We start from the raw sequence: 21,169 nt of genomic DNA on the forward strand, positions 1-21,169 counted from the left end.
TGTCAACAGCTCACATCAGCTGCGATTGGGGTTGTTGGGCCGGTTGTCGTAGCGATTCGGCACGCCGTCGTTGTCGCGGTCACGGTCGTAGCGGTTCGGCACACCGTCGCGGTCGCGGTCCCAGCGGCCGCGGTTGTATTCCCAGCGCCCGTCGCGCTCACGCCATTCGGGCGCACGGTAGGCATAGCCGGGCCGCGCGCGGACCCAGCCGCCGTTGATCCACACATGTCGTCCGCCGCGCCACTCGTAGTGCCCCGGCGCCCACACGTAGCCGCGGCGCGGCGGGGGCATGCGTTCGGAGCGCGGCGGCGGCGGCGGCGTCTGGATGACGACCGCCGGCTGCGCCTGCGCGGTGGTCGGGACCACCATCACGGCCGTACCCATCGACAAAAGCGACGCGGCGCCCACAGCAAAAGAGATCGCGAGTTTTTTCATGGGGATGCCCTCATGAGTTGTTGGAGGAGCCTTCATCCTCCCTGGGCCCTGTGAAGCCCGTGTAAGCCCAGCCCGAAGCTTTTTGTAAAGCTCTGTCGCCTTTTGTTGCAACCCACGGCCTACTCGCGCAGCTCGCGCAGGTCGATCGCATCGCCCATCGCGGCGTAGCCGGCTGGGCCGGGGTGCAGGTGGTCGCCGCTGTCGCAGAGCGGCTTCATCGCGGCCGGATCGGCGGGGTCGCGCAGCGCCTGGTCGAAGTCCACCACCGCGTCGACGTCCTGGCGGCCGCGAATCCAGCGGTTCAGGGCCTGCCGGCGCAGTTCCTTCTCCTCGCTCCAGTAGGCGGCGCCCTTGAAGGGGGTGATCGTGCCCAGCAGCACCTTCACGCCCCGGGCGCGCGCCTCCTCGATCAACTGCTGCAGCCCGGCCGCGAGCTGCTCGGCACTGGCCGGCCTGAAGGCCGGCGACAGCCCCTGCATCGCGACCGGCAGGCTCACGCCGAGGTCGTTGATGCCGACCAGGATCAGCACATGCGTCACGCCGCTCTGCCCCAGCGCATCGCGCCGGAAGCGCTCGATGGCGCGCGGGCCGGTGCCGTCCACGAGCAGCCGGTTGCCGCCGATGCCGGCATTGATCACCGCGAAGGCCCCGGCGCCGCCCGACTGCTCGCGCAGGCGCGCGGCCAGCCGATCCGGGTAGCTCGCGGGCGAGGCCTCGCCGTTGCCCGTGCCCTGGGTGATCGAGTCGCCGAAGGCCACCACCACGCGCGGCGTGGCTTGCATCGCGACGTCCAGGCCGGTCACGACGTGGTTGATCGGCGAGGAGGCGGCACCGGGCCAGTTCGCACGCATCACCGCGGCGCCGGGCACCATGACCGTGGCGCCCAGCGGGTGCATGGTGGCAAAGGGCGTGCCCGCCTCGACCTGGTAGCTCACCGCTACCGCCTGGCCGGGCTCGACCGCGAGCTGCGCGCCATCGCTCCAGGCCTCACGGCCCGGCGCGATCGTGATGCCGGTGCGGCCGCCGAAACGCAGCCGCTGCAGGCTGGCCGGCGCCACCGCGGCGACGCCGGCGGCGAACCCCACGCTGGCATCCACGATGCGCAGCGGCCGGCGCCCGAACAGGTTCGAGAAACGCACACGCACGCCCTCGCCGCCCAGGGCAGACACCATCTGCTGGCGCAAGCTCTGGCCATCGAAGTGCTGGGGCTTGGCAGGCAATGCCGGCAAGCCCGGGAACAACGGCGCCGGCATGTAGTCGAGCGGCGCCGCGGCCCAGCTGGCGGCCCACAGCGGCGCGTGTGCCGGCTTCGGCCGCGCGACCAGAGGCAACGGCATGACGGCAAGCAGCCCCAGGCCCGCGCAGCGCGCGAGCCCGGCCTGGGCGAAGCGTCGTCGTGAAACCAGGTCCTTGCGCAAGCGAGCCAGTTTACGCAAGCCTCTTGCCGTCCGGTGTCGGACGGGGCGCTACCAGGTATCGACGTAGGGCGTGGCCGGCCGCTGCGCCGTGGCGGCGGACGCAAGCCCGCGCACCAGCCAGGCGCGCGTGTCGGCGGGGTCGATCACCGCATCGATCTCCAGCGTCTGCGCCATGTGGATCGCTTCGCCGTTCGCGTACTGCTGCGCGACCAGTTTCTTGAACAGGGCATCGCGCTCGGGCCCTTCGGCCGCGGCCTCCAGCTCCTTGCGGAAGCCCAGCCGCACCGCGCCCTCCAGCCCCATGGCGCCGAACTCGCCGGTCGGCCAGGCGACGGTGAAGACCGGCGCATCGAAGCCGCCGGCCGTCATCGCCTGCGCGCCCAGGCCGTAGCCCTTGCGCAGCACCACCGCGAAGTAGGGCACGCGCAGGTGCGAGGCCACCATGAACATGCGGCACACATGGCGCACCTGCGCCTGCGCCTCGATCTCGGGGCCGACCATAAAGCCCGGCGTGTCGCACAGCGCGACCAGCGGCAGCCCGTGCGCATTGCACAGCTGCATGAAGCGCGCGGCCTTGTCGGCGGCCTCGACGTCGATCGCACCGCCGAGGTGATGCGGGTTGTTCGCCAGCAGGCCCACCGGCTTGCCCTCGATGCGCGCCAATGCGGTGACGATGCCGGCGCCGAAGCCCGCGCGCAACTCGAGCAGCGAGCCGGTGTCGGCCACGCCGCGCATCGCGGCGCGCACGTCGTACACGCGCAGGCGGTTCTCGGGCACCGCATGACGCAGCGCACGCGGGTCGGCGCACTGCCACTCGCTCGTCGCCCCCTGGAAGTACGAGAGGTACTGCTTCGCGGCCGCCACCGCCGCGGCCTCGTCCTTCACGAGGATGTCGATCACGCCGTTGCGCGACTGCACACTGCTGGGTCCGATCTGCTCGGGCGCGAAGGTGCCGAGGCCGCCGCCTTCGATCATGGCCGGCCCGCTCATGCCGATGTTGCTGGCCTCGGTGGCGATGATCACGTCGGCACAGCCCAGCAGCGCCGCGTTGCCGGCGAAGCAGCGCCCATGCACGATGCCGACCACCGGCACCTGGCCCGAGAGCGCCGCGAACTGGCTGAAGGTGTGGTTGTTGAGGCCGGCGACGATCGGCATGTCGGTGTCGCCCGGCCGCCCGCCGCCGCCTTCGGCGAACAGCACCACCGGCAGCTTCAGCTGGTGCGCGATGCCCAGCATGCGGTCGGTCTTGTGGTGGTTGCGCAGGCCCTGCGTGCCGGCGAGCACGGTGTAGTCGTAGGCCATCACCACGCAGCGCGACTTCTCGGGGCCGAACTGCCCGGCGTTGACGCTGCCGATGCCGGTCACCATGCCGTCGGCCGGAGTGTTGGCGATCAGGTCCTCGAGCGTGCGGCGCCGCGTCTGCGCGGCGATCGCCAGGGCGCCGTACTCGCTGAAGTTGCCGGGCGCCTCGGCCAGGTCGCACAGGTCGGCGATGTTGGCGCGCGCGGTGCGGCCGCCCTGCGCCTGGCGCTTCGCGACCGCGGCGCCGCGGTTCGCATCGAGCGTGAAGGCGTGGCGGTCGATCACCTTCTGCAGGTCGGGCCGGATCGCATCGAGGTCCTGCTCGGCGTGTGCCTCGGCTTCGACGGCCTGCGCATCCACGGCCTCGAGCCGCAGCAGCGACTGGCCCTCGACGAGGTAGTCGCCGGGCGCGGCCAGCAGCGCGATCACGCGGCCGGCCGCGGGGGCGTGCAGCAGGTGCTCCATCTTCATCGCCTCGAGCACGCCGAGCTGCGCGCCGGCCGGCAGCACATCGCCCACCTCGACCTCGAACTGCACCAGGCGGGCCGGCATGGGTGCCTTGACGACGAGGGCGCCTCCCTTCTCATCCTCCTCCGGCGCCGTCGCCTTCGGCTCGACCGCAGGCGCATGCGCCGCCCTGGCCGCCGCCGCATCGACGCGCGAGGCCGCCGCGAGCAGGTCCGACAGATGCGCCTCGACGAAGCGCGTGTGCAGCTTCTGCGTGGCGAACTCGGGGCGCTCGCCGATCGCGCGCAACAGCGCGAGGTTGGTCGCGACGCCCTCGATGCGGCATTCCTCCAGGGCGCGCAGCGAACGCCGCAGCACGTCGTCGAAGCGCGGCGAGGAGGCATGCACGATCAGCTTGGCGAGCAGCGTGTCGTAGTGCGGCGAAGGCGCCAGGCCCGCGTAGCCGTGGGTATCGACGCGCACCCCGGGCCCTGCCGGCAGGTCGAAGCGCGACAGGCGCCCGCTGGCCGGTCGCGCTTGGCCCTGCGCGTCGAGCGTCTCGGCATTGAGGCGCCACTGCACGGCAAAGCCGCGCTGCGCGGCACTGCGGTCGGCGTCGATGCCGAGCGCTTCCAGCGACTGCCCCGCCGCGACGCCGATCTGCAGCTGCACCAGGTCGAGCCCCGTGACGGCCTCGGTCACCGTGTGCTCGACCTGCAGACGCGGATTGGCCTCGATGAAGACGAAGGGCAGGCTCGTCGAATGTTCATCGACCAGGAACTCGAAGGTGCCCAGGCCCCGGTAGCCCACGGCCTTGGCCATGCGCAGCGCGGCCTGCGTGAGGCGCTCGCGCAGCGCGGTCGACAGCGACGGGCTGGGCGCGATCTCGACCAGCTTCTGGAAGCGCCGCTGCAGCGTGCATTCGCGCTCGCCGAGGCTCGCGACCGCGCGTCCGTCGCCCAGCACTTGAATCTCGATGTGGCGCGCATTGCGCATCAGGCGCTCGACGTACACGCCCTCCACGCCGAAGGCGGCCTTGGCCTCGGACATGCAGCGTGCATGCGCCTCGGGCAGGTCGCGCGCGTGCAGGACCGCGCGCATGCCGCGGCCGCCACCGCCGCCGATGGCCTTGACCATGACGCCGGGTCCGGCGTCATTCCTGTTGCTGCCCGCACCGTCCTGCGCCAGCTGCGCGGCGAAGAAGGCCTGCGCCTCGGCCAGCGTCACCGCGCCGGCGCTGCCCGGCATCACCGGCACATCGCACTGATGCGCGAGCGCGCGGGCGCGCGCCTTGTCGCCGAAGAGCGCGAGTTGCTCGGGCGTCGGCCCGATGAAGCAGAGCCCCGCCTCGGCGCAGGCCTGCGCGAAGTCCACTCGCTCGCTCAGGAAGCCGTAGCCCGGATGCACCGCATCGCAGCCCTGGGCGCGCGCGATCTCGATCAACGCGGCGCCGTCGAGATAGGCGGCGGGGCCGGTCGCCGCCAGCGGCACGGCCGCGTCAGCCAGCTGCACATGCAGCGCCGCGGCATCGTCCTTCGCATGCACGGCCACGCTCGCGATGCCCAGGTCGCGCAGCGCGCGCACCAGCCGCACCGCGATCTCGCCGCGGTTGGCTACAAGGATCTTCTTGAACAACGCAGGCCTTTCAGGGATGGTCTTTCAACAGCCGGCGCAGCACCTTGCCGGCGCCGGTGGTGGGCAGCGCATCGATGAAGCGCACCGTGCGCGGCGTCTTGTACGGCGCCATGTTCTCGCGCGCCCAGGCCACCAGCGCCTCGGCCTCGAGCGCGGCGCCCGGCTTGCGCACGATGAAGGCCTTGACCACCTCGCCCTTCTCCGCGTCAGGCTCGGCGATGACCGCGGCCTGCGCCACGGCCGGGTGCTTGATGAGGATGGTCTCCACCTCCTCGGGGAACACGCTGTAGCCCGAGACCTTGATCATTTCCTTGAAGCGGCCGATGAAGCTCAGGTAGCCGTCGGCATCGAGCTTGCCCATGTCGCCCGTATGCACCCAGCCCTTGCGCAGCGTGGCGGCCGTGGCCTCGGGCTTGTTCCAGTAGCCCTTGAAGCTGCCGGGGCTGGCGAGCACGATCTCGCCGATCTCGCCCACCAGCCGGTCCGCGCCCGTGTCGGGGTCGATGATGCGGATGGTGACGCCCGGCACCGCCACACCCTGCGTGCCCCAGCGCGGCGCATGGTGCGGGGTGTAGGTGTCGCAGGTGTGGGTCTCCGAAAGGCCGTAGGCCGCCTCGAAGGAGGTGCAGTTCTTCGCGAAGCCGCGCCATTGCGCGGCCAGCGGCTCGGTGAAGGTGATGCCGAAGCTGGTGACCGGGTTCATGCGCAGGCTGGACAGGTCGAAGCCCGCGATGCCCTCCACCTGCATGCAGGCCACGTTCATCGGTGCGATGCTGTACCACCAGCTGACGCGGTAGCGCTCGATGGCCTGCAGCGCCGCGCGCGGCTCGAAGCGGTGCAGCAGCACCGAGGTGGCGCCGGTGAGCACCGGCACGTTGACGCCCATCAGCATGCCGGCGATGTGGTAGAGCGGCGCAATGGACAGGAGCACGTCGCTGCCGGCGACGCCGTTGCAATCGGCCGCGGCGCGTGTCTTGAAGAGCGCGTTGCCGTAGCTCAGCATTGCGCCCTTGGGCAGGCCGGTGGTGCCGGAGGTGTAGGTCATCAGGGCCACGTCGTCCATCGAGAGCGCGACGGGCGCGGGCCGCGCGCCGCTCTTCATCACGGCCAGGAAGTCCTCGCAGCCTGCGGGCACGTTGCGCGGCTCGCGCTGCGATGCGACCAGGTCAGCGGGCATGTCGAGCGTGAGCGACTCGGGCAGCAGGTCGGCGTAGTGCACGACGAACACGTGCTCCAGCGCGCTCCGGGCACGCACCTTGTCAACGACCGGAAGCAGTGAAGAAGCCGCGACGATCACGCGCGCCTTCAGGTCATCGACCTGGTAGGCCAGTTCGTGCTCCTTGTTGAGCGGGCCGCTGGGGCACACGATGGCGCCGATCTTCTGGATGCCGTAGTGCGCCGCCAGGTATTGCGGGCAGTTGTTGAGGAACAGCACCACCGGCTCGCCCTTCTTCACGCCGATGGCCTGCAGCCGCGCCGCGAAGGCATCGCTGGCGGCGTCGAGCTCGGCGTAGCTCATCGCATGGCCGTACCAGATGCAGGCCGGGTGCTCGCCGCGCTCGCGCGCGTGCGCGCGCAGGTACTCGTGCAGGGGCTGGTCGGGGCGGTCGGGAAGCGCGGTGATTGTCTCCATGGCGTCACTCTCACAGGGTTATCGATAGGCTTGGCCGCTTGCCATGGCCGCATGGTGCTTCAACAATCCTACCCATGGGTATAACCTCGGCGACACCGCACAAACCCTCTGCGCGCATCGACCTGCCACAGGGCACTGGTCGCCAGCGTGCCGCCACCGCGGGCACCGACGTGCAGCGCGAGCGCATCCTGCAGGCGGCAGCGCAGCTCTTCGCGGCGCAGGGCTACGCCAACACGACCATGGCGCAGATCGTTCGCGCCCTCGACGTCACCAAGCCCTTCGTCTACTACTACTTCCGCGACAAGCAGGAGATCTTCGAGACGCTCTCGTGGCAGCCGGCGGTCGACTGCTTCACCTCGCTGGACTTCGCCGAAGGCGATCGGCGGCCCGCGGTCGAGAAGGTCAAGGAAGGCATCGAGCGCCTGATCAGCGCCACGGTGGCCCACCATCCCTGCGCCTTCTTCCCCTACCGCGAGCCGCAGGTGTACCGGCCCGAGTACATCGCCGCGCAGAAGAAGCTGGCCCGCCATTTCTACGACCGGCTCTGCCCCCTCCTCGAGGAGGCGCGGCGCGACGGCGACCTGGACTTCCGCGAGACCAAGATCACCGCGCTGGCCGCGCTCAGCCTGCCCGGCTTCCTCTACAGCTGGTATCGGCCCGAGGGCCGGCTCCCGCCGGACGAGGTGGTGGCCGAGCTGACGCAGCTCGCATGGCGCGTGCTGGGCCTGCGCGAGCGCGGCGGCTGAGCACCGGCGCTGCGCCCTTCCCTTTTCTTCCACCCTACTTCCGGAGACAAGCCATGAGCCTCTCTTTCGCCTTCGCGCCGCTGGCCGCCGCCGCGCTGCTCGCGGCCGGCACGGCCCAGGCCCAGCAGACCTACAAGATCGCCTACATCGATCCGCTCTCCGGCCCCTTCGCGAACGTGGGCGAGCTGATGCTCACGCACACGCAGTACGCGATCGAGGACATCAACGCCAAGGGCGGCGTGCTCGGCGGCACGAAGCTGCAGCTGCTGCAGTTCGACAGCAAGCTCTCGGCGCAGGAGAGCCAGAGCGCACTGCAGGCCGCGATCGACCAGGGCGCGCAGGCCATCGTGACCGGCGGCTCGGGCTCCTCGGTGGTGACGGCGCTGGTGCAGTCGGTCAACCGCTGGAACCAGCGCAACCCGGGCAAGGAGCTGATCGTGCTCAACCACTCCTCGATCGACCCCGAGATGACCGGCAAGGGCTGCAGCTTCTGGCACTTCCAGACCGAGGCCAACACGGCGATGAAGATGAAGGCGCTGGCCAACTACATCAAGAAGACGCCGGACATCAAGAAGGTCTACCTGCTCAACCAGGACTATGCGCACGGCAAGCAGTGGGCCAGCTACGGCCGCCAGCTGGTAGGCCTGGCGCGGCCCGACGTCCAGTTCGTGGGCGAGGCGCTGCACCCCATCGGGCGCGTGAAGGACTTCTCGCCTTACCTCGCGAACGTGAAGCAGGCTGGCGCCGACACGGTGATCAGCGGCAACTGGGGCCAGGACATGACGCTCCTGCTCAAGGCCGCCGGCGATGCCGGCTACAACCTGCGCTATTTCAACCACAGCGCCGGCTCGGTGCCGGGCACGGTGCTCGCGGTGTCGCAGGCCAGGCTGGGCCAGCTGACCTGGGTGGCCGAATGGCATCCGGGCCAGGCCGACTCGCCCAAGGCCGACGCGCTGGCCAAGGCCTACAAGGCCAAGACCGGCAAGGACTTCCTGGCGCCGCGCATCGAGTTCACCCCGCGCCTGCTGGCCGCCGCGATCGACAAGGCCGGCAGCACCGACACCACCAAGGTGGCGCGCGCGCTGGAAGACATGCGCTTCGATTCGGTGGTCGGCCCCGTGCGCATGCGCGCGGAAGACCACCAGCTGCTGCTGCCGCAGGTGGTCAACACCATCGCCCCGGTGGACGGGAAGGCGGTCAAGGTGGGCTGGGAAGGCACGAACTACGGCTTCCGCACCGACGCGGTCTATACGGGCAACGAGCTGGCGCAGGGGACGGAATGCAAGATGGTGCGGCCGGCCTCGTGATGCTTCCGCGCTAAGGGATTGCCCTGCCTGCCGCCCGCGGTGGCATCGGGATACTGCGATGTCGTCCGCAGAGGGGCGATGGAGGCTGTAGAACACCATGGCAGGCAAGAACCCGCTCTATCCGATCCCGCATCCCGCGCGGAAACCCTTCGTCGGCAACATCCTGTCGATCGGCTCCGAGTCGCCGGTGCTCGACATGTGGAAGATCGCCCAGGACCTGGGCGAGATCTACTGGCTCGACATGCCGGGCATGCCGGTGATCGTGGTCTCCTCGGCCGCGCTGGTCGACGAGCTGTGCGACGAGAAGCGCTTCGACAAGAGCACCAAGGGCACGCTGCGCCGGCTGCGTGCGCTTTCGCACGGGCTGTTCACGTCCGATACCCACGAGTCGACCTGGTCGAAGCCGCACAACATCCTCCTGGCCAACTTCAGCCAGCGCGCGATGCAGGCCTACCACCCGATGATGCTGGACATCGGCGAGCAGCTGGTGACCAAGTGGGAGCGCCTGAACTTCGACGAGGAGGTGGACGTGGTGCGCGACATGACCGCGCTCACGCTCGACACCATCGGCCTGTGCGGCTTCGGCTACCGCTTCAACTCCTTCTACCGCGAGGGCTTCCATCCCTTCGTCGACGCGATGGTGCGCACGCTGGAGACGGTGCAGAACCGGCGCGGCATCCCGCTCGAGGAGCTGATGCTCAAGAAGGAGCTGGCCCAGCAGCGCAAGGACATCCGCTTCATGCACAAGATGGTGGAGGACATCATCCAGGAGCGGCGCCAGAGCGGGGCCGACATCGCGACCAAGCCCGACCTGCTGAGCTACATGATCGCCGGCGTGGACAAGAAGACCGGCGAGCGCCTGGACGACCGGCAGATCCGGGACGAGTGCATCGAGTTCCTCATCGCGGGGCACGAGACCACCAGCGGCCTGCTGTCCTTCGCGCTCTACTTCCTGCTCAACAACCCCGAGGCGATGGCCAAGGCCCAGGCCGAGGTCGACCATGTGTTCGGCCCCGACCCTTCGGCGAAGCCCACCTACGCGCAGGTCAACCGGCTGGTCTACGTGCTGCAGGTGCTGAAGGAATCGCTGCGCATGTTCCCGACCGCACCGGCGATCGCGATGGCCGCGAAGGAAGACACGACCATCGGCGGCCAGTACACCATCAAGAAGCGCAACATGGTGATCATGCATGCGCTCGCGCTGCACCGCGACAAGGCGGTGTGGGGCGAGGATGCGGACCGCTTCAACCCCGATCACTTCAGCCGCGAGGCCGAGCGCGAGCGGCCGGTCAATGCCTTCAAGCCCTTCGGCAACGGGCAGCGCGCCTGCATCGGGCGGCAGTTCGCGCTGCAGGAGGCGGTGCTCACGCTGGGCATGATCCTGCAGCGCTTCGACCTGGTCGACCACACGGGCTACAAGCTGAAGATCCGCGAGGCGCTCACGATCAAGCCGGAGGGGTTCAAGATCCGGGCGGTGCCGCGCGATCCCGCCACGCGCTCGCGCGGCGACACGGCCGTCGCGCAACCGGTGCAAACCGCGGCCGAGCGTCCCGCTGCCCCCCGACCGCAAGTCGCACGCCACGGCACCCCGCTGCTGGTGCTGCAAGGCTCCAACCTCGGCAGTGCCGAGGACCTGGCACGCCAGCTGACCGAAGTCGCCGAGATGCGCGGCTACTCCACCCAGCTCGCCTCGCTGGACGACTACGCCGAGCGGCTGCCCGCCGAGGGCGCGGTGGCCATCGTCTGCGCCTCGTACAACGGCATGGCGCCCGACAACGCCGCCGAGTTCTATCGCTGGCTGGACCACGCCGACGATTCGCTCAAGGGCGTGCGCTTCAGCGTCTTCGGCTGCGGCAACACCGACTGGGCCTCCACCTACCAGGCGGTGCCGCGGCGCATCGACGAGCGCCTGGCCGCGCTGGGCGCGACCTGCATCCACGTGCGCGGCGAAGGCGATGCGCGCGAGGACATGGACGGCGCTTTCCAGGACTGGAGCGATGCGCTGTGGCCACAGCTCGCGAAAACCTTCGAGCTGAAGGCTGTCGATTCGGCGCCCTTGCAGAGCGAGCCGCTCTACACGCTGGAAGAGATGCCGCCGCCGCAGAAGAACGGGCTGGTCGATGCGCTGGGCGCGGTGGGCATGCGCATCCTGCAGAACCGCGAGCTGCAGATGGGTGGCGATCTTGTCAACAACGGCCGCTCCACCCGGCACGTGGAGCTGCAGCTTCCCGAAGGCGTCAGCTACCGCGCCGGCGACCACCTGAGCGTGGTGCCGCGCAACGGCGCGGCGCAGGTGGAGCGTGCCATGGCGCGCTTCGGCTTCGACCGCAAGGCCCATGTGCGGCTGCAGGCCACGCCGGGGCGCAAGGCCGCCCTGCCGGTGGACGAAGTGATCGCGGTCGACCGCCTGCTCGGCGACTACGTCGAGCTGCAGGACGTGGCCACGCGCAAGCAGATCGCGCAGCTCGCAAGCCATGCGCAATGCCCCTTCACCCGGCCCAAGCTGGAGGCCTTGTCGGGTGCCGACGAGGCCTCGGCCGCGCTCTACAAGAGCGAGGTGCTGCACAAGCGCAAGTCGGTGCTCGACCTGCTGGAGGAGTTCCCGGCCTGCCAGCCGCCCTTCGCAGTGTTCCTGGAAATGCTGTCGCCGCTGTCGCTGCGCTACTACTCCATCTCATCGTCGCCGGCGGTCGATGGCGGGCGCTGCAGCGTGACCGTGGGCGTGGTGGCCGGGCCGGCGCGCTCCGGGCTCGGCCGCTTCGAGGGCGTGTGCTCCAACTACCTGGCGCGCGCCGAGGCCGGCGAGCTGGTGCATGGCGTGGTGCGCGAGACCACGGCCGAGGGCTTCCGCCTGCCCGAAGACCCGCAGCGGCCGCTCATCATGGTCGGCCCGGGCACCGGGCTCGCGCCCTTTCGCGGCTTCCTGCAGGAGCGCGAGGCGCAGATCGCCAAGGGCACGGTGCCGGGCGAGGCCCTGCTCTTCTTCGGCTGCCGCCATCCCGAGCAGGACTTCATCTACGCCGAGGAGCTGAACGCCTGGGCCGAGCGCGGCGTGGTGCGGCTCCACACCGCCTTCTCGCGCGCCGGCGAGCGCAAGGTCTATGTGCAGGACCGCATCCGCGAGCAGGCGGCCGAGGTCTGGCGGCTGCTGGACCAGGGCGCGATCGTCTACGTGTGCGGCGACGGCTCGCGCATGGAGCCCGACGTGCGGCGCGCGCTGTCGGACATCGCGCGCGAGCATGGGCAGGACGGCGAGGCCTGGCTGGAGCGCATGATCGCCGACAAGCGCTACGTGCTGGACGTGTGGGCCGGCAATTGAGGCCCGCGCAGCTCAGGTGCGCTTGCGCGCCGTGACCTCGATCTCGATCTTCATCCGCGGGTCCGCCAGGCCGGCCGAGATCATCATCGCGGCCGGCCTGGACTCGCCGAAGTACTTGCGCAGCACGGGCCAGCAGGCGGGGAAGTCGTCCGCCCTGGGCAGCACGTAGGTGACGCGCACCACATCGGCGAAGGAGGCGCCGGCCTCGGCCAGGGCCGCGCCGATGTTCAGCAGGCATTGCTCGGCCTGCTCCACGACGCCGTCGCGGATGGTCATGGTCGCGTAGTCGAAGCCGGTGGTGCCGGAGACGAAGACCCACTCGCCGTCCACCACGGCGCGGGAATAGCCGATTTCCTGCTCGAAGGTGGAGCCGGAGCTGATGAGTCTGCGTGTCATGGGCTTGCCTGCGAAGTCGCGGGGATGCGATTCTCGCGCGGCCGCCACGCGTGCTGCCGAAGCAGGCGCCGGCCCGCCGGCATCTTGCAGCACATAGCGGATCTCCTGGACCTGTGCGCCGCCCATCGCGAATGACCGGGTGGCGGCTGCCTCCGGCTGGAAACCAGCCGCGGAATAGAAGCGTATTGCGCGCTCGTTGCCGGCGAGCACCCACAGGCTGATCCTCGCCGCGCCTCGCGCAGCCATCGTCGCTCTCGACGTCAACCATAGCTGGCGCCCCGCGCCCGTGTGCCAATGGCTCGGCGCGAGATAGATCGCCCAGAGCTCATGGTCGCAGGACGCCGCGCCGCTATCTCGACAGATGCCGAAGGCCGAAAAACCGACGATCCGATTGTCCACTTCGGCCACGAGCAGGGACGGCTCTCCCTTCGCGAGCGACTCCGCCCACATGGCCTGCCGTTTCTCGACGGACAGGGCATCCAGGAATGCGTGCGGCAGCAGATCGCGGTAGGCGCACTGCCACGACTGCACATGGACTTCGGCGATGGCGCGAGCGTCGGCGGGTAGCGCGGGGCGGATCACGCTCGTGCTCTCTCTCAAGCGGCGCGGGCAGCTCGCGCCAGACGTGATCGCGCCGCGTGCAGGAGCACGCGGGAATAGAGCTTGTGAAACCCGAGCAAGGCCTTGAAGAGAAAGCCCATCCTGGCCTCGCCGGAGACCTTGTCCACGACGGGCACCACGGCGGAGCCGAAGTACAGGCGTGTGGAAGACGGGCCGCTGCCGCCGGGCGCCTGCGCCACCATCAGCCATGAGCGCGTGCGGCCGGCAAGGTCGCACATCAGCAGTTGATCGTCTGTCCGCGCCTCCACCTTCCAGGCGGAAAAGGTGTCTCGTTCGCCGGCAGCGAGCTGCCTCACCTGCGCATCCGTCGAGGGCCTGGATGCCAGCCGGGCGAGCAGGAATCTCTCCAGCTTGAACACGGTGCCCGTATAGAAGGCCTCTACGTAGGCCGCGTGCGACACGACGCCGGCCATGTCGGTCGTGTAGCAGTCCGCATAAGCGCCGCCGTGGGCATATCTTGCGAGCAGCGCCCGATCCGGCAGTTCGCAGGCTTGGATGGAGGACACAGCTTCTGGCTACTCCGGCCTGTGGCACACGGCCTCGACGTTGTGTCCGTCGGGCCCGATGACGAAGGCACCGTAGTAGTTGGCGTGATAGTGCTCGCGCAGCCCCGGCGCCCCATTGTCCTTGCCGCCGGCGGCCAGGGCCGCCTCATAGAACTGCCGCACCTGCTCGCGGTTCTCTGCCGCAAAGGCGAGATGGATCGGGCCGGGACTGGGGCCGAAGGAACCGATCCAGAACTGCGGCCTGCCGGGTCGCCCGAGCATGACCCAGCCTTCGTCTTCCATCGCAGCGCCGATGCCGAGCGGCGCCAGCGCCTGGAGACGGAAGGCCTTGCTGGCCTGGAGATCACTCACCGTTGTTCCTTGAGGCGCATGAGTTCAAAACGTTCGGCTTTGGCGCTGAGCGGCTGAGTACTGCGCACTTCGGTGCGTAGCGCCCAGCGGCTTCGTGTTTCGTCGCAACGGATCACCTTGAGGCGCATGAGTTCAATTTCGTCGCAACGGATCGTTGTTCCAGATGTGGTCGAAGATCATGGGCACACCTCCATCGCGATCAAGAAACTCACCTCGCGGACTAACGCCTCGCGCCGCCGTAGCTTGGCTATCGGTGCTGATGGCGGACGACGAGTATGAGAATTCCAACGTCGCCCTGTCGATACACGACCGTTTACGGAAAGACTCGCAAAGGAAACGCTCTGCGGCCGCTCGCCGACGGCGTTCCGAAGCCTGGATGCTTTACCAACAGATCGGCAACACGCTCGAATTCTGAGAGGAAGCGTAGCGCGACCTTCAGAACTTCGGCTTCAAGGGCTTCCAGGTCTGTACGCACACCGATCTCCGCTCAGGACTGCTCGATGGCGTAGCTTGCCACAAGACTCTCAGCTATTCCGGCCGCCCCGGATCTGGATACACCAGTGGCCCCCACAGCTTGCGATCGAAAGGCTTCCACAGCCCCTCCGGCTGCGCCAGCCGGTCCGCCAGCGCATAGAGCACGGCGGGGTGGGCGCCCAGGCCCAGGTGGCTGGCGATCACCTCGATATTCTCCGACTGCGGCCCGGGCTCCTCCACGCTGCAGCGCCAGGCGACCACGCCGTCGCTGCGGCTGAAGATGGAGGTGGTGGGCACCGGCGGCGTGGGGCGCACATGCTTCATCCGCCGCGGGTCTTCCGAGCTCTGGCCACTCACACCCTCGTAGATCCGCCATGCGTTCGTGGCGCGCGAGCTGCCCGTGAAGGGGCTGCCCAGCGTGACCACGCTGCGCACCCATTGCGGATGGCGCGCGGCCAGCAGGCGCGCATAAACGCCGCCCAGACTCCAGCCGATCAGGCTGACCTTGCGGCCGCTCTCGGCATGCAGGGCCTCGAGCTTGGCGATCATGCCGTCCTCGATGCCATCGCGCGGGCCGAAGTTGCGTCCCAGGCCCCAGCCATGGGCGTCGTAGCCGCGGCCTTCGAGGTAGCGCCGCAGCAGCTTGGTCGACATGTCGCTGGCCACCAGGCCGGGCAGCACCAGCACGGGATGGCCGTCGCCGCGCGGCGTGAGTTGCAACAACGGCCACAGGGCCAGCGCGGCGCCGGCCTCCCAGAGTGCGCGCCCTTCGGCCAGCAGCAGCAGGCGCGAAGGCGGATCGACGGGGTCTTGGGTGGCTGCCATCATGAATATCTCCTTTGTCGTCGTTATGGGTGACCGCGCATCCGCGGCGGTTCCTGGTGCGCCGCATGGCGAGTTCGCCTATCCGAGGTATTTGCCACGCAAGTAATCAAGGTAAGCCCTCGACTCCCGGGAAACATAGGGGGAAACCAGCGTCAGCGTGTAGAAGGCTGCCAGCCCCGGGTCGGCCTGCTGCAGGGCATCGCGCCCCGGCACCAGCCGCTCGAAGGAGAGCCAGCAGGTGGTGGTGAAGACCATCTGCAGCGCGAGCATCTGCGCGTCTTCAGCTGTCGCCTGGATGACACCGGCGACCCGCAGCGTCTCGCACAGCGATTGCGCGGCCAGCAGGTTCTGCGCCGTGAGGGCCTGGGCCCGCTGGCCCAGCGCCGGGTACTCGCCCGCGAGGAAGGCCATGTCGCGGTAGACGAAGCGGTAGGCGTCGATGGCCTCGAAGCGCAGGTGCAGAGCGAGCCACAGGTCGTCGATGGCGCGAACGGTGTCGGAGGAAGCGTTGAGCAGCTCCAGCTGCTCCTCGAAGCGCCGGAACAGGCGATCGACGATCAGCTGCTTGGCCTTGAAGTGGTAGTGGAGATTGCCGGGGCTCATCTCGAGCTCGGCCGCGATGCGGTGCGTGGACACGGCCGCGAGCCCCTGCGCATTGAACAGCGCCAGGCTGGTCTGCAGGATGCGTTCGCGCGTGTTGATGCTGGCCACGGGCTCTGGGCTCGACCGGTGGCGCTCAGCGCTTGCGCTGTCCGGATTCGATGCGCTCCAGGTGTTCGAGCAGCAGCTTCATCTGCTCGCGCAGCTCCTGGATCTCCTGCGCCGTCGGCATGCCCAGCCGCTGCATCGCGGTGGCGACGCGCTGGTCGAAGACGTCTTCGAACTTGCGGATGCCGAAGCTCTCGAGCCCGAAGCCGCGCTGCGGCGCATCGCCCTTGGGCTGGCTCATGCCGAGCAGGCTCTCGATGACGTTGGTCTGGCGCTTGACCACGTCGTCCCGCACGTTGCCCAAGGCCTTCAGGCCGGCGCGCAGCAAACCCTGCGCGCCGGCCTTCGGATCGGGGGCCACGGCCTTCTTCGCGGGGGCCGCCTTCTTGCGCGGCACCGCCTTCTTGGCCGGCGCAGCTTTCTTGCCGGCCGCAGCCGCCTTCTTCTTCACGCTGACAGTTTCATCGCGGCGAGTCGCCATGCGTTGCTCCAGGACAGGTCAATTCGAAAGGCGGCCGGCCCGCCATGGGGCTCAGCCGGCCTTGCGCGCAGTGCGTACCGGGCGGCGCACGGCCGTGCGGGCCTTGGCCTTCACGGTCTTGACCGGCGTCGCTTCTTCCGTGCTGCCCGCCACGCGGCTTTCGATCTGCTTGGCGCCGGCGGCGATGCGGTCGGCGATCTGCACCGAGACCGTAGCGATCGGCTGGTTCAGGGTGCCCAGGGCCTGCAGGACCGAGCTGCCCAGCGGCGACTCGATGCGGGCGGCGGCGTTGGCGACCGTCTCGATGCCGCTGGTGGTGGTGCCGGCGATGCGGTCCATCACAGCGACGACGCGGCCGGTGTCGATGTCGAGGCGGTTGGCCAGGAAGCCATTGACCTTCTCCTGCGCGCCGATCAGGCGGGCCTTGAGCGTCTCGCTCACCAGCGGCAGCTGGCGGGCGTTGAGGAATTCGCTGGTGCGCGTGGCTGCGCCGTTCAGCAGGCGATGGGCGCCGGCGCGGTAGGCGCCGACCAGGGTCTTGCCGGCATCGTTGTACTGGCCGACCACGTGGAGGGCGGCGGTGGAGAAGTTTTGCGTGGACATGATGATTTCCTTGAAGTGGGATGGGACACATGACACCGGGAACCCATCCCGCCATCACTCGCGTCATGGTTCCGACGCGATGGCCTCATCTTCTTCGCAAAGCCCTAGGCCTTGAAAACTAGAACCGTCGGATAGTTAGGCCAACTGCCCCAATTCTTCAAAGCCCCGAGATGCTACGGCCTGCGGGCCTCGCGCCGTCTCGCCCTGCCCTCGGGCTTACCCGCTATCCGGGCCTTCGCGCATTGCGGATCATTTTCCCTCGCTCCACATCGCGCACCACGCGCCCACGACAACACGGGAACCCATCCGAATGAAACACCTGAGCGGCCTGGACGCGACCTTCCTGCACACCGAAACGCCCGAGACGCCGATGCACGTCGGCGGCCTGCACCTGCTGGAGCTGCCTGCGGACTACAAGGGCGACTACTACGAGGACGTGCAGGCGCACGTGGCGAGCCGCATGCACCTGTCGGAGATCTTCACGCGCAAGCTCGCGCTGATGCCCTTCGAACTGTCGAACCCGGTGTGGGTGGAGGACGAGGACGTGGACCTCGACTACCACGTGCGCCGCGTCACGCTGCCGCGGCCCGGCACGCTGCGCCAGCTCGAGCAGTACGTGGGCCGCCTGCACTCGACGCTGATGGACCGCAGCCGCCCGCTGTGGGAGTTCTACGTGATCGACGGGCTGCAGGGCGGCCATGTCGCGATGTATACGAAGGTTCACCATGCGGGCATCGATGGCCAGGCCGGAAGCGCCTTCGCGCAGGCCATCATGAGCCTGGAGCCGCATCCCGAGCCGGTCAAGGCGCCGCGCCAGAAAGCGCGCCGCCACAACCGCTACCAGCTGGGCGTGGCCGAGCTGGCCGGCGCGGCGCTGAGCAACACGCTGCAGCAGTACGTGAAGCTGGTGAAGACCTTCCCCGACATGGCGCGCGCAGTGCAGAGCCTGATCGTGCCGCAGCCCCGCAGCGAGGGCACGAGCCTCTGGCAGCAGCCGAAGAACCTCAACCTGCTGGGCCCGCGCACGCCGCTCAACGTGGCCATCACCAACCAGCGCGCCTACGCCGTGCGCTCGATCCCGCTGGCCGAGGTCAAGCAGGCGGGCAAGAAGCTGGGCGCCAGCCTCAACGACGTGGTGATGGGCATCTGCGCCGGCGCGCTGCGCCGCTACCTGGCGGACCACGGCAAGCTGCCGAAGAAGCCGATGACCGCGGCCATCCCGGTGACGCTGCGTGCGCCGGGCGACACCTCGTCGAACAACCAGGTGTCGATGACGGTCATGACGCTGGCGACCGACGTGGCCGACCCGATCGAGCGCATCGAGCGCATCCGCGAGTCCTCCACCGCGGCCAAGAACCTGATGGGCAACATCAAGGCCGCGATCCCCACCGACTTCCCCTCCTTCGGCGCGCCCTGGCTGATGTCGGGCCTGGCCTCGATGTACGGTCGCTCGCGGCTGGCGGACCGGCTGCCGCCGGTGGCCAACGTGGTGATCTCCAACGTGCCGGGCGCGCAGGCCGCGCTCTACTTCGCCGGCGCGAAGCTCTTGACCTACTACCCGGTGTCGATCCCGGCCCACGGCATGGCGCTCAACATGACGGTGCAAAGCTACAACGGCAGCCTGGACTTCGGCCTGATCGCCTGCCGTCGCGCGGTACCCGACGTGGACGTGATCGCGGACTACCTGCTCGTCGAGCACCGCGAGATCCTGGCCCGCGTCAAGGCGCTCGAACCAGCGCAAGCCGCGGAAGCGGCCAAGCCGGTGTCACAGCCCACGCCCGTCGAAGCGGAGGCGCCTGCGAAGCCCAAGGCACGCAAGACACCGGCGCGAAAGGCCGCACCCGCCAAGGCCGCCGCCCCGCGCAAGACCCCGGCCCGCCGCGGCGCGGCCGCGGCCGCTGCCGCTACGCGTTGACGCGCAGGCCGGCCGGCCCGGCCTCCATGCGGCCGATCACGCAGGCGGCCTCGAAGCCCTGTTCGTGGAAGAGCGCCAGCACCTGCGGCACGCTGTCCGGCGCGCAGCTCACGAGCAGGCCGCCCGAGGTCTGCGGATCGCTCAGCAGGTCCTGCGCCACCGGCGGCAGTGCGGCATCGAGCCGCACCTCGGCGCCGTAGCCAGCCCAGTTGCGACCCGAGGCACCGGTCACGAAGCCCTCGGCCGCCATCTGGGCGACACGGGGCAGGAGCGGCACCTGCGGCCAGTCGATCACGGCCTGCAGCCCGGCGCCGCGCGCCATCTCCAGCGTGTGGCCGGCCAGGCCGAAGCCCGTCACATCGGTCAGCGCATGCACGCCCTCGAGCGCAGCCAGCGCGATGCCGGGCTTGTTGAGCCGCGTGGTGTTGGCAATCAGCTGCGCGTACCCCTCGGCGTCGAGCTTTTCCTTCTTGAGCGCCGCCGAGAGCACGCCCACGCCCAGCGGCTTGCCGAGCACCAGCACGTCGCCGGCCTTCGCATCGGCGTTGCGCCTGACCCGCTTGGGATGCACCAGCCCCATCACGACCAGCCCGTAGATCGGCTCGACCGAGTCGATGGTGTGGCCGCCCGCGATCGGGATGCCGGCCTCGCGGCACACGGCCTGGCCGCCGCGCACCACCTCGCCGATCACCTCCAGCGGCAGTTGGTTGACCGGCATCGCCACCAGCGCCAGCGCCATGATCGGCGTACCGCCCATGGCGTAGACATCGCTGATGGCATTGGTCGCGGCGATGCGGCCGAAGTCGAAAGGGTCGTCGACGATCGGCATGAAGAAGTCGGTGGTGGCGATCAGCGCCTGCTCGTCGTTGAGCTGGTAGACCGCCGCGTCGTCGGCGGTCTCGATGCCGACCAGCAGCTCGGGCGGGATGATGCCGCTGCCGCTGTTTCGCAGGATCTCCGACAGCACGCCCGGCGCGATCTTGCAGCCGCAGCCGCCGCCGTGGGAGAAGCTGGTGAGACGGAGGGCGGGGGCAGTGCTTCGGTCGTTCATGGTGGGCCCTTTCCAGGTCTGGCCGATTATGGTGGCGCGAGCAGGTCGCTCAGCAGGCGACGCACGCTTGCACGTTCGGCCGGCGGGGTGAATAGCGGCTCGCGCAGCGCGCACTGCGCCGCCAGTCGCCGCGCGAAGACGGGCTCGGCCGCAAAGCGTTCCATCAGTGCCGCCAGCGCCGCGTCGTCGCCGGCAGGAAAGCAGCCCTCGTAGTCCTCGCCCAGCAGTCCCAGGTTGCCGCCGATGCGGCTGGCCAGCACCGGCACGCCCGAGCGCACCGCCTCGATCACCACCTGCGCGCCGCCCTCGATCCGACTCATGTGCACCAGCGCGCGGCCGCGTGCGATCCAGCGCCGCGTGGCGTCGGGCGGGAGCCCGCCGAACCAGCGGTAGTGCGGGCATTCGGCCATGGTGCGGCGCGCCGCCTCGCCGAGCTCGGGCACCAGCGCGTCCCCGATGTGGACGATGCGGACCCGCGTTGCCGCGGGCAAGCGGCGCGCGGCGTTCATGAGAGTGAGCGGGTCCTTCTCGTCGCGCAAATGCCCGACCGCAACCAGGTTGAAGCTGCGGACCGCCGCGCCTTTGTGCAGCCGGCCGGCCGACTGCAGGATCACGCGGGTCTTCGCGCGCTCGGCCGGCCCGAGGCGATCGAGCGCATCGGGCTGCAGCACCACCAGTTGGCTGGCACACTGCAGCGAATGCCGAGCAGCCTCGTTCTCTTCGATGTCGCGGTACACGTCGGTGCCGGTCAGGACCAGCGCGACCGGGCAGGCCGGGCGCGCCGCATGCAGGCGCGCTATCGCCTCGGCGGAGCGGCGGGCATGCAGGGCGATCATCGCGTCGCAGGCCATGCCGTTCCAGGCGCGCGCGATCTCGACCTCGGCCACGCCCGAGAGAAACCGGCCCCAGCGCGAAGCGGTGCGCCAGTTGCCGTTGTTCGCATCCGCCAGCGCGGGCGAGACGATCAGGACGTGCGGCTTCTTGCTCATCGGCGCA

19 protein-coding genes are annotated in these 21,169 nt (G+C 69.4%); 5 read left to right on the top strand and 14 right to left on the bottom strand.

What is annotated here, in order from left to right:
- Positions 1-15 precede the first annotated feature (15 nt).
- The 4 genes from AC3A6X_RS26550 to AC3A6X_RS26565 all read right to left on the bottom strand — a co-directional run bounded on the left by AC3A6X_RS26550 (position 16) and on the right by AC3A6X_RS26565 (position 6,861).
- Positions 16-435 (bottom strand): YXWGXW repeat-containing protein, encoded by a 420-nt coding sequence (locus tag AC3A6X_RS26550; protein ID WP_487844968.1) that lies wholly within the window; start codon positions 433-435, stop codon positions 16-18.
- A gap of 119 nt (positions 436-554) precedes the next feature.
- Positions 555-1,871 carry an SGNH/GDSL hydrolase family protein gene (locus AC3A6X_RS26555; RefSeq protein ID WP_487844969.1) on the bottom strand — a complete coding sequence of 439 codons (1,317 nt, stop codon included), beginning with the start codon at positions 1,869-1,871 and terminating at the stop codon, positions 555-557.
- A 30-nt stretch (positions 1,872-1,901) separates the two neighbouring features.
- Complete coding sequence (locus tag AC3A6X_RS26560) at positions 1,902-5,237, bottom strand: carboxyl transferase domain-containing protein (protein WP_487844970.1); 3,336 nt, start codon at positions 5,235-5,237, stop codon at positions 1,902-1,904.
- A gap of 10 nt (positions 5,238-5,247) precedes the next feature.
- Positions 5,248-6,861, bottom strand: coding sequence for an AMP-binding protein (locus AC3A6X_RS26565; protein ID WP_487845072.1), 1,614 nt, complete (start codon positions 6,859-6,861; stop codon positions 5,248-5,250).
- An 83-nt stretch (positions 6,862-6,944) separates the two neighbouring features.
- Between AC3A6X_RS26565 and AC3A6X_RS26570 the strand changes: the two genes are divergently transcribed.
- The 3 genes from AC3A6X_RS26570 to AC3A6X_RS26580 all read left to right on the top strand — a co-directional run bounded on the left by AC3A6X_RS26570 (position 6,945) and on the right by AC3A6X_RS26580 (position 12,242).
- Positions 6,945-7,616: a TetR/AcrR family transcriptional regulator gene (locus tag AC3A6X_RS26570; RefSeq protein WP_487844971.1), complete on the top strand. Its 672-nt coding sequence runs from the start codon at positions 6,945-6,947 to the stop codon at positions 7,614-7,616.
- Between the two features lie 53 nt (positions 7,617-7,669).
- A complete protein-coding gene (locus tag AC3A6X_RS26575) occupies positions 7,670-8,923 on the top strand; it encodes a branched-chain amino acid ABC transporter substrate-binding protein (protein WP_487844972.1) in 1,254 nt (417 codons plus the stop codon).
- A 97-nt stretch (positions 8,924-9,020) separates the two neighbouring features.
- Positions 9,021-12,242 (top strand): bifunctional cytochrome P450/NADPH--P450 reductase, encoded by a 3,222-nt coding sequence (locus AC3A6X_RS26580; RefSeq protein ID WP_487844973.1) that lies wholly within the window; start codon positions 9,021-9,023, stop codon positions 12,240-12,242.
- Between the two features lie 12 nt (positions 12,243-12,254).
- Here AC3A6X_RS26580 and AC3A6X_RS26585 read toward each other — a convergent pair whose 3' ends face one another.
- Positions 12,255-13,046 carry a GNAT family N-acetyltransferase gene (locus tag AC3A6X_RS26585; protein ID WP_487845073.1) on the bottom strand — a complete coding sequence of 264 codons (792 nt, stop codon included), beginning with the start codon at positions 13,044-13,046 and terminating at the stop codon, positions 12,255-12,257.
- On the opposite strand from AC3A6X_RS26585, the gene AC3A6X_RS26590 reads away from it, so the two are divergent.
- The gene (locus AC3A6X_RS26590; RefSeq protein WP_487845079.1) at positions 12,966-13,205 is read left to right on the top strand and encodes a hypothetical protein; all 240 of its coding nucleotides are present in this window, start codon (positions 12,966-12,968) and stop codon (positions 13,203-13,205) included. The genes AC3A6X_RS26585 and AC3A6X_RS26590 overlap by 81 nt on opposite strands.
- A gap of 29 nt (positions 13,206-13,234) precedes the next feature.
- On the opposite strand, the gene AC3A6X_RS26595 is transcribed toward AC3A6X_RS26590, so the two are convergent.
- The 7 genes from AC3A6X_RS26595 to AC3A6X_RS26625 all read right to left on the bottom strand — a co-directional run bounded on the left by AC3A6X_RS26595 (position 13,235) and on the right by AC3A6X_RS26625 (position 17,207).
- Positions 13,235-13,765: a hypothetical protein gene (locus tag AC3A6X_RS26595; RefSeq protein WP_487844974.1), complete on the bottom strand. Its 531-nt coding sequence runs from the start codon at positions 13,763-13,765 to the stop codon at positions 13,235-13,237.
- Positions 13,766-13,774: 9 nt separating this feature from the next.
- Positions 13,775-14,116 carry a VOC family protein gene (locus AC3A6X_RS26600; RefSeq protein WP_487844975.1) on the bottom strand — a complete coding sequence of 114 codons (342 nt, stop codon included), beginning with the start codon at positions 14,114-14,116 and terminating at the stop codon, positions 13,775-13,777.
- The gene (locus tag AC3A6X_RS26605; protein WP_487844976.1) at positions 14,113-14,244 is read right to left on the bottom strand and encodes a hypothetical protein; all 132 of its coding nucleotides are present in this window, start codon (positions 14,242-14,244) and stop codon (positions 14,113-14,115) included. Before AC3A6X_RS26605 ends, AC3A6X_RS26600 begins: the two co-directional genes overlap by 4 nt.
- A 400-nt stretch (positions 14,245-14,644) precedes the next feature.
- Positions 14,645-15,418 carry an esterase/lipase family protein gene (locus tag AC3A6X_RS26610; RefSeq protein WP_487844977.1) on the bottom strand — a complete coding sequence of 258 codons (774 nt, stop codon included), beginning with the start codon at positions 15,416-15,418 and terminating at the stop codon, positions 14,645-14,647.
- Between the two features lie 75 nt (positions 15,419-15,493).
- A complete protein-coding gene (locus AC3A6X_RS26615; protein WP_487844978.1) occupies positions 15,494-16,126 on the bottom strand; it encodes a TetR/AcrR family transcriptional regulator in 633 nt (210 codons plus the stop codon).
- A gap of 25 nt (positions 16,127-16,151) precedes the next feature.
- On the bottom strand, positions 16,152-16,604 hold the full coding sequence (locus tag AC3A6X_RS26620) for a phasin family protein (protein ID WP_487844979.1): 453 nt from the start codon (positions 16,602-16,604) through the stop codon (positions 16,152-16,154).
- Positions 16,605-16,655: 51 nt separating this feature from the next.
- Positions 16,656-17,207, bottom strand: a complete 552-nt coding sequence (locus AC3A6X_RS26625; protein WP_487844980.1) for a hypothetical protein — start codon at positions 17,205-17,207, stop codon at positions 16,656-16,658.
- Between the two features lie 310 nt (positions 17,208-17,517).
- Between AC3A6X_RS26625 and AC3A6X_RS26630 the strand changes: the two genes are divergently transcribed.
- Positions 17,518-19,122, top strand: coding sequence for a WS/DGAT/MGAT family O-acyltransferase (locus AC3A6X_RS26630; protein WP_487844981.1), 1,605 nt, complete (start codon positions 17,518-17,520; stop codon positions 19,120-19,122).
- Here AC3A6X_RS26630 and selD read toward each other — a convergent pair.
- Together selD and senB are read right to left on the bottom strand one after the other, a co-directional pair.
- Complete coding sequence (gene selD / locus AC3A6X_RS26635) at positions 19,112-20,173, bottom strand: selenide, water dikinase SelD (RefSeq protein ID WP_487844982.1); 1,062 nt, start codon at positions 20,171-20,173, stop codon at positions 19,112-19,114. The two genes, AC3A6X_RS26630 and selD, sit on opposite strands and share 11 nt — an antisense overlap.
- 26 nt (positions 20,174-20,199) lie before the next feature.
- Positions 20,200-21,162, bottom strand: a complete 963-nt coding sequence (gene senB, locus AC3A6X_RS26640) for a selenoneine biosynthesis selenosugar synthase SenB (RefSeq protein ID WP_487844983.1) — start codon at positions 21,160-21,162, stop codon at positions 20,200-20,202.
- Positions 21,163-21,169 lie beyond the last annotated feature (7 nt).

The sequence above is a fragment of the Variovorax sp. Soil_C_12 genome, assembly GCF_057657375.1.

Coding starts and splice junctions, on each gene's coding strand:
- AC3A6X_RS26590 (WP_487845079.1), top strand. CDS start 12,966: ATGGTCGCAGGACGCCGCGCCGCTATCTCGACAGATGCCGAAGGCCGA.
- senB (WP_487844983.1), bottom strand. CDS start 21,162: ATGAGCAAGAAGCCGCACGTCCTGATCGTCTCGCCCGCGCTGGCGGAT.
- AC3A6X_RS26625 (WP_487844980.1), bottom strand. CDS start 17,207: ATGTCCACGCAAAACTTCTCCACCGCCGCCCTCCACGTGGTCGGCCAG.
- selD (WP_487844982.1), bottom strand. CDS start 20,173: ATGAACGACCGAAGCACTGCCCCCGCCCTCCGTCTCACCAGCTTCTCC.
- AC3A6X_RS26620 (WP_487844979.1), bottom strand. CDS start 16,604: ATGGCGACTCGCCGCGATGAAACTGTCAGCGTGAAGAAGAAGGCGGCT.
- AC3A6X_RS26605 (WP_487844976.1), bottom strand. CDS start 14,244: ATGCGCCTCAAGGTGATCCGTTGCGACGAAACACGAAGCCGCTGGGCG.
- AC3A6X_RS26610 (WP_487844977.1), bottom strand. CDS start 15,418: ATGATGGCAGCCACCCAAGACCCCGTCGATCCGCCTTCGCGCCTGCTG.
- AC3A6X_RS26630 (WP_487844981.1), top strand. CDS start 17,518: ATGAAACACCTGAGCGGCCTGGACGCGACCTTCCTGCACACCGAAACG.
- AC3A6X_RS26550 (WP_487844968.1), bottom strand. CDS start 435: ATGAAAAAACTCGCGATCTCTTTTGCTGTGGGCGCCGCGTCGCTTTTG.
- AC3A6X_RS26575 (WP_487844972.1), top strand. CDS start 7,670: ATGAGCCTCTCTTTCGCCTTCGCGCCGCTGGCCGCCGCCGCGCTGCTC.
- AC3A6X_RS26570 (WP_487844971.1), top strand. CDS start 6,945: ATGGGTATAACCTCGGCGACACCGCACAAACCCTCTGCGCGCATCGAC.
- AC3A6X_RS26580 (WP_487844973.1), top strand. CDS start 9,021: ATGGCAGGCAAGAACCCGCTCTATCCGATCCCGCATCCCGCGCGGAAA.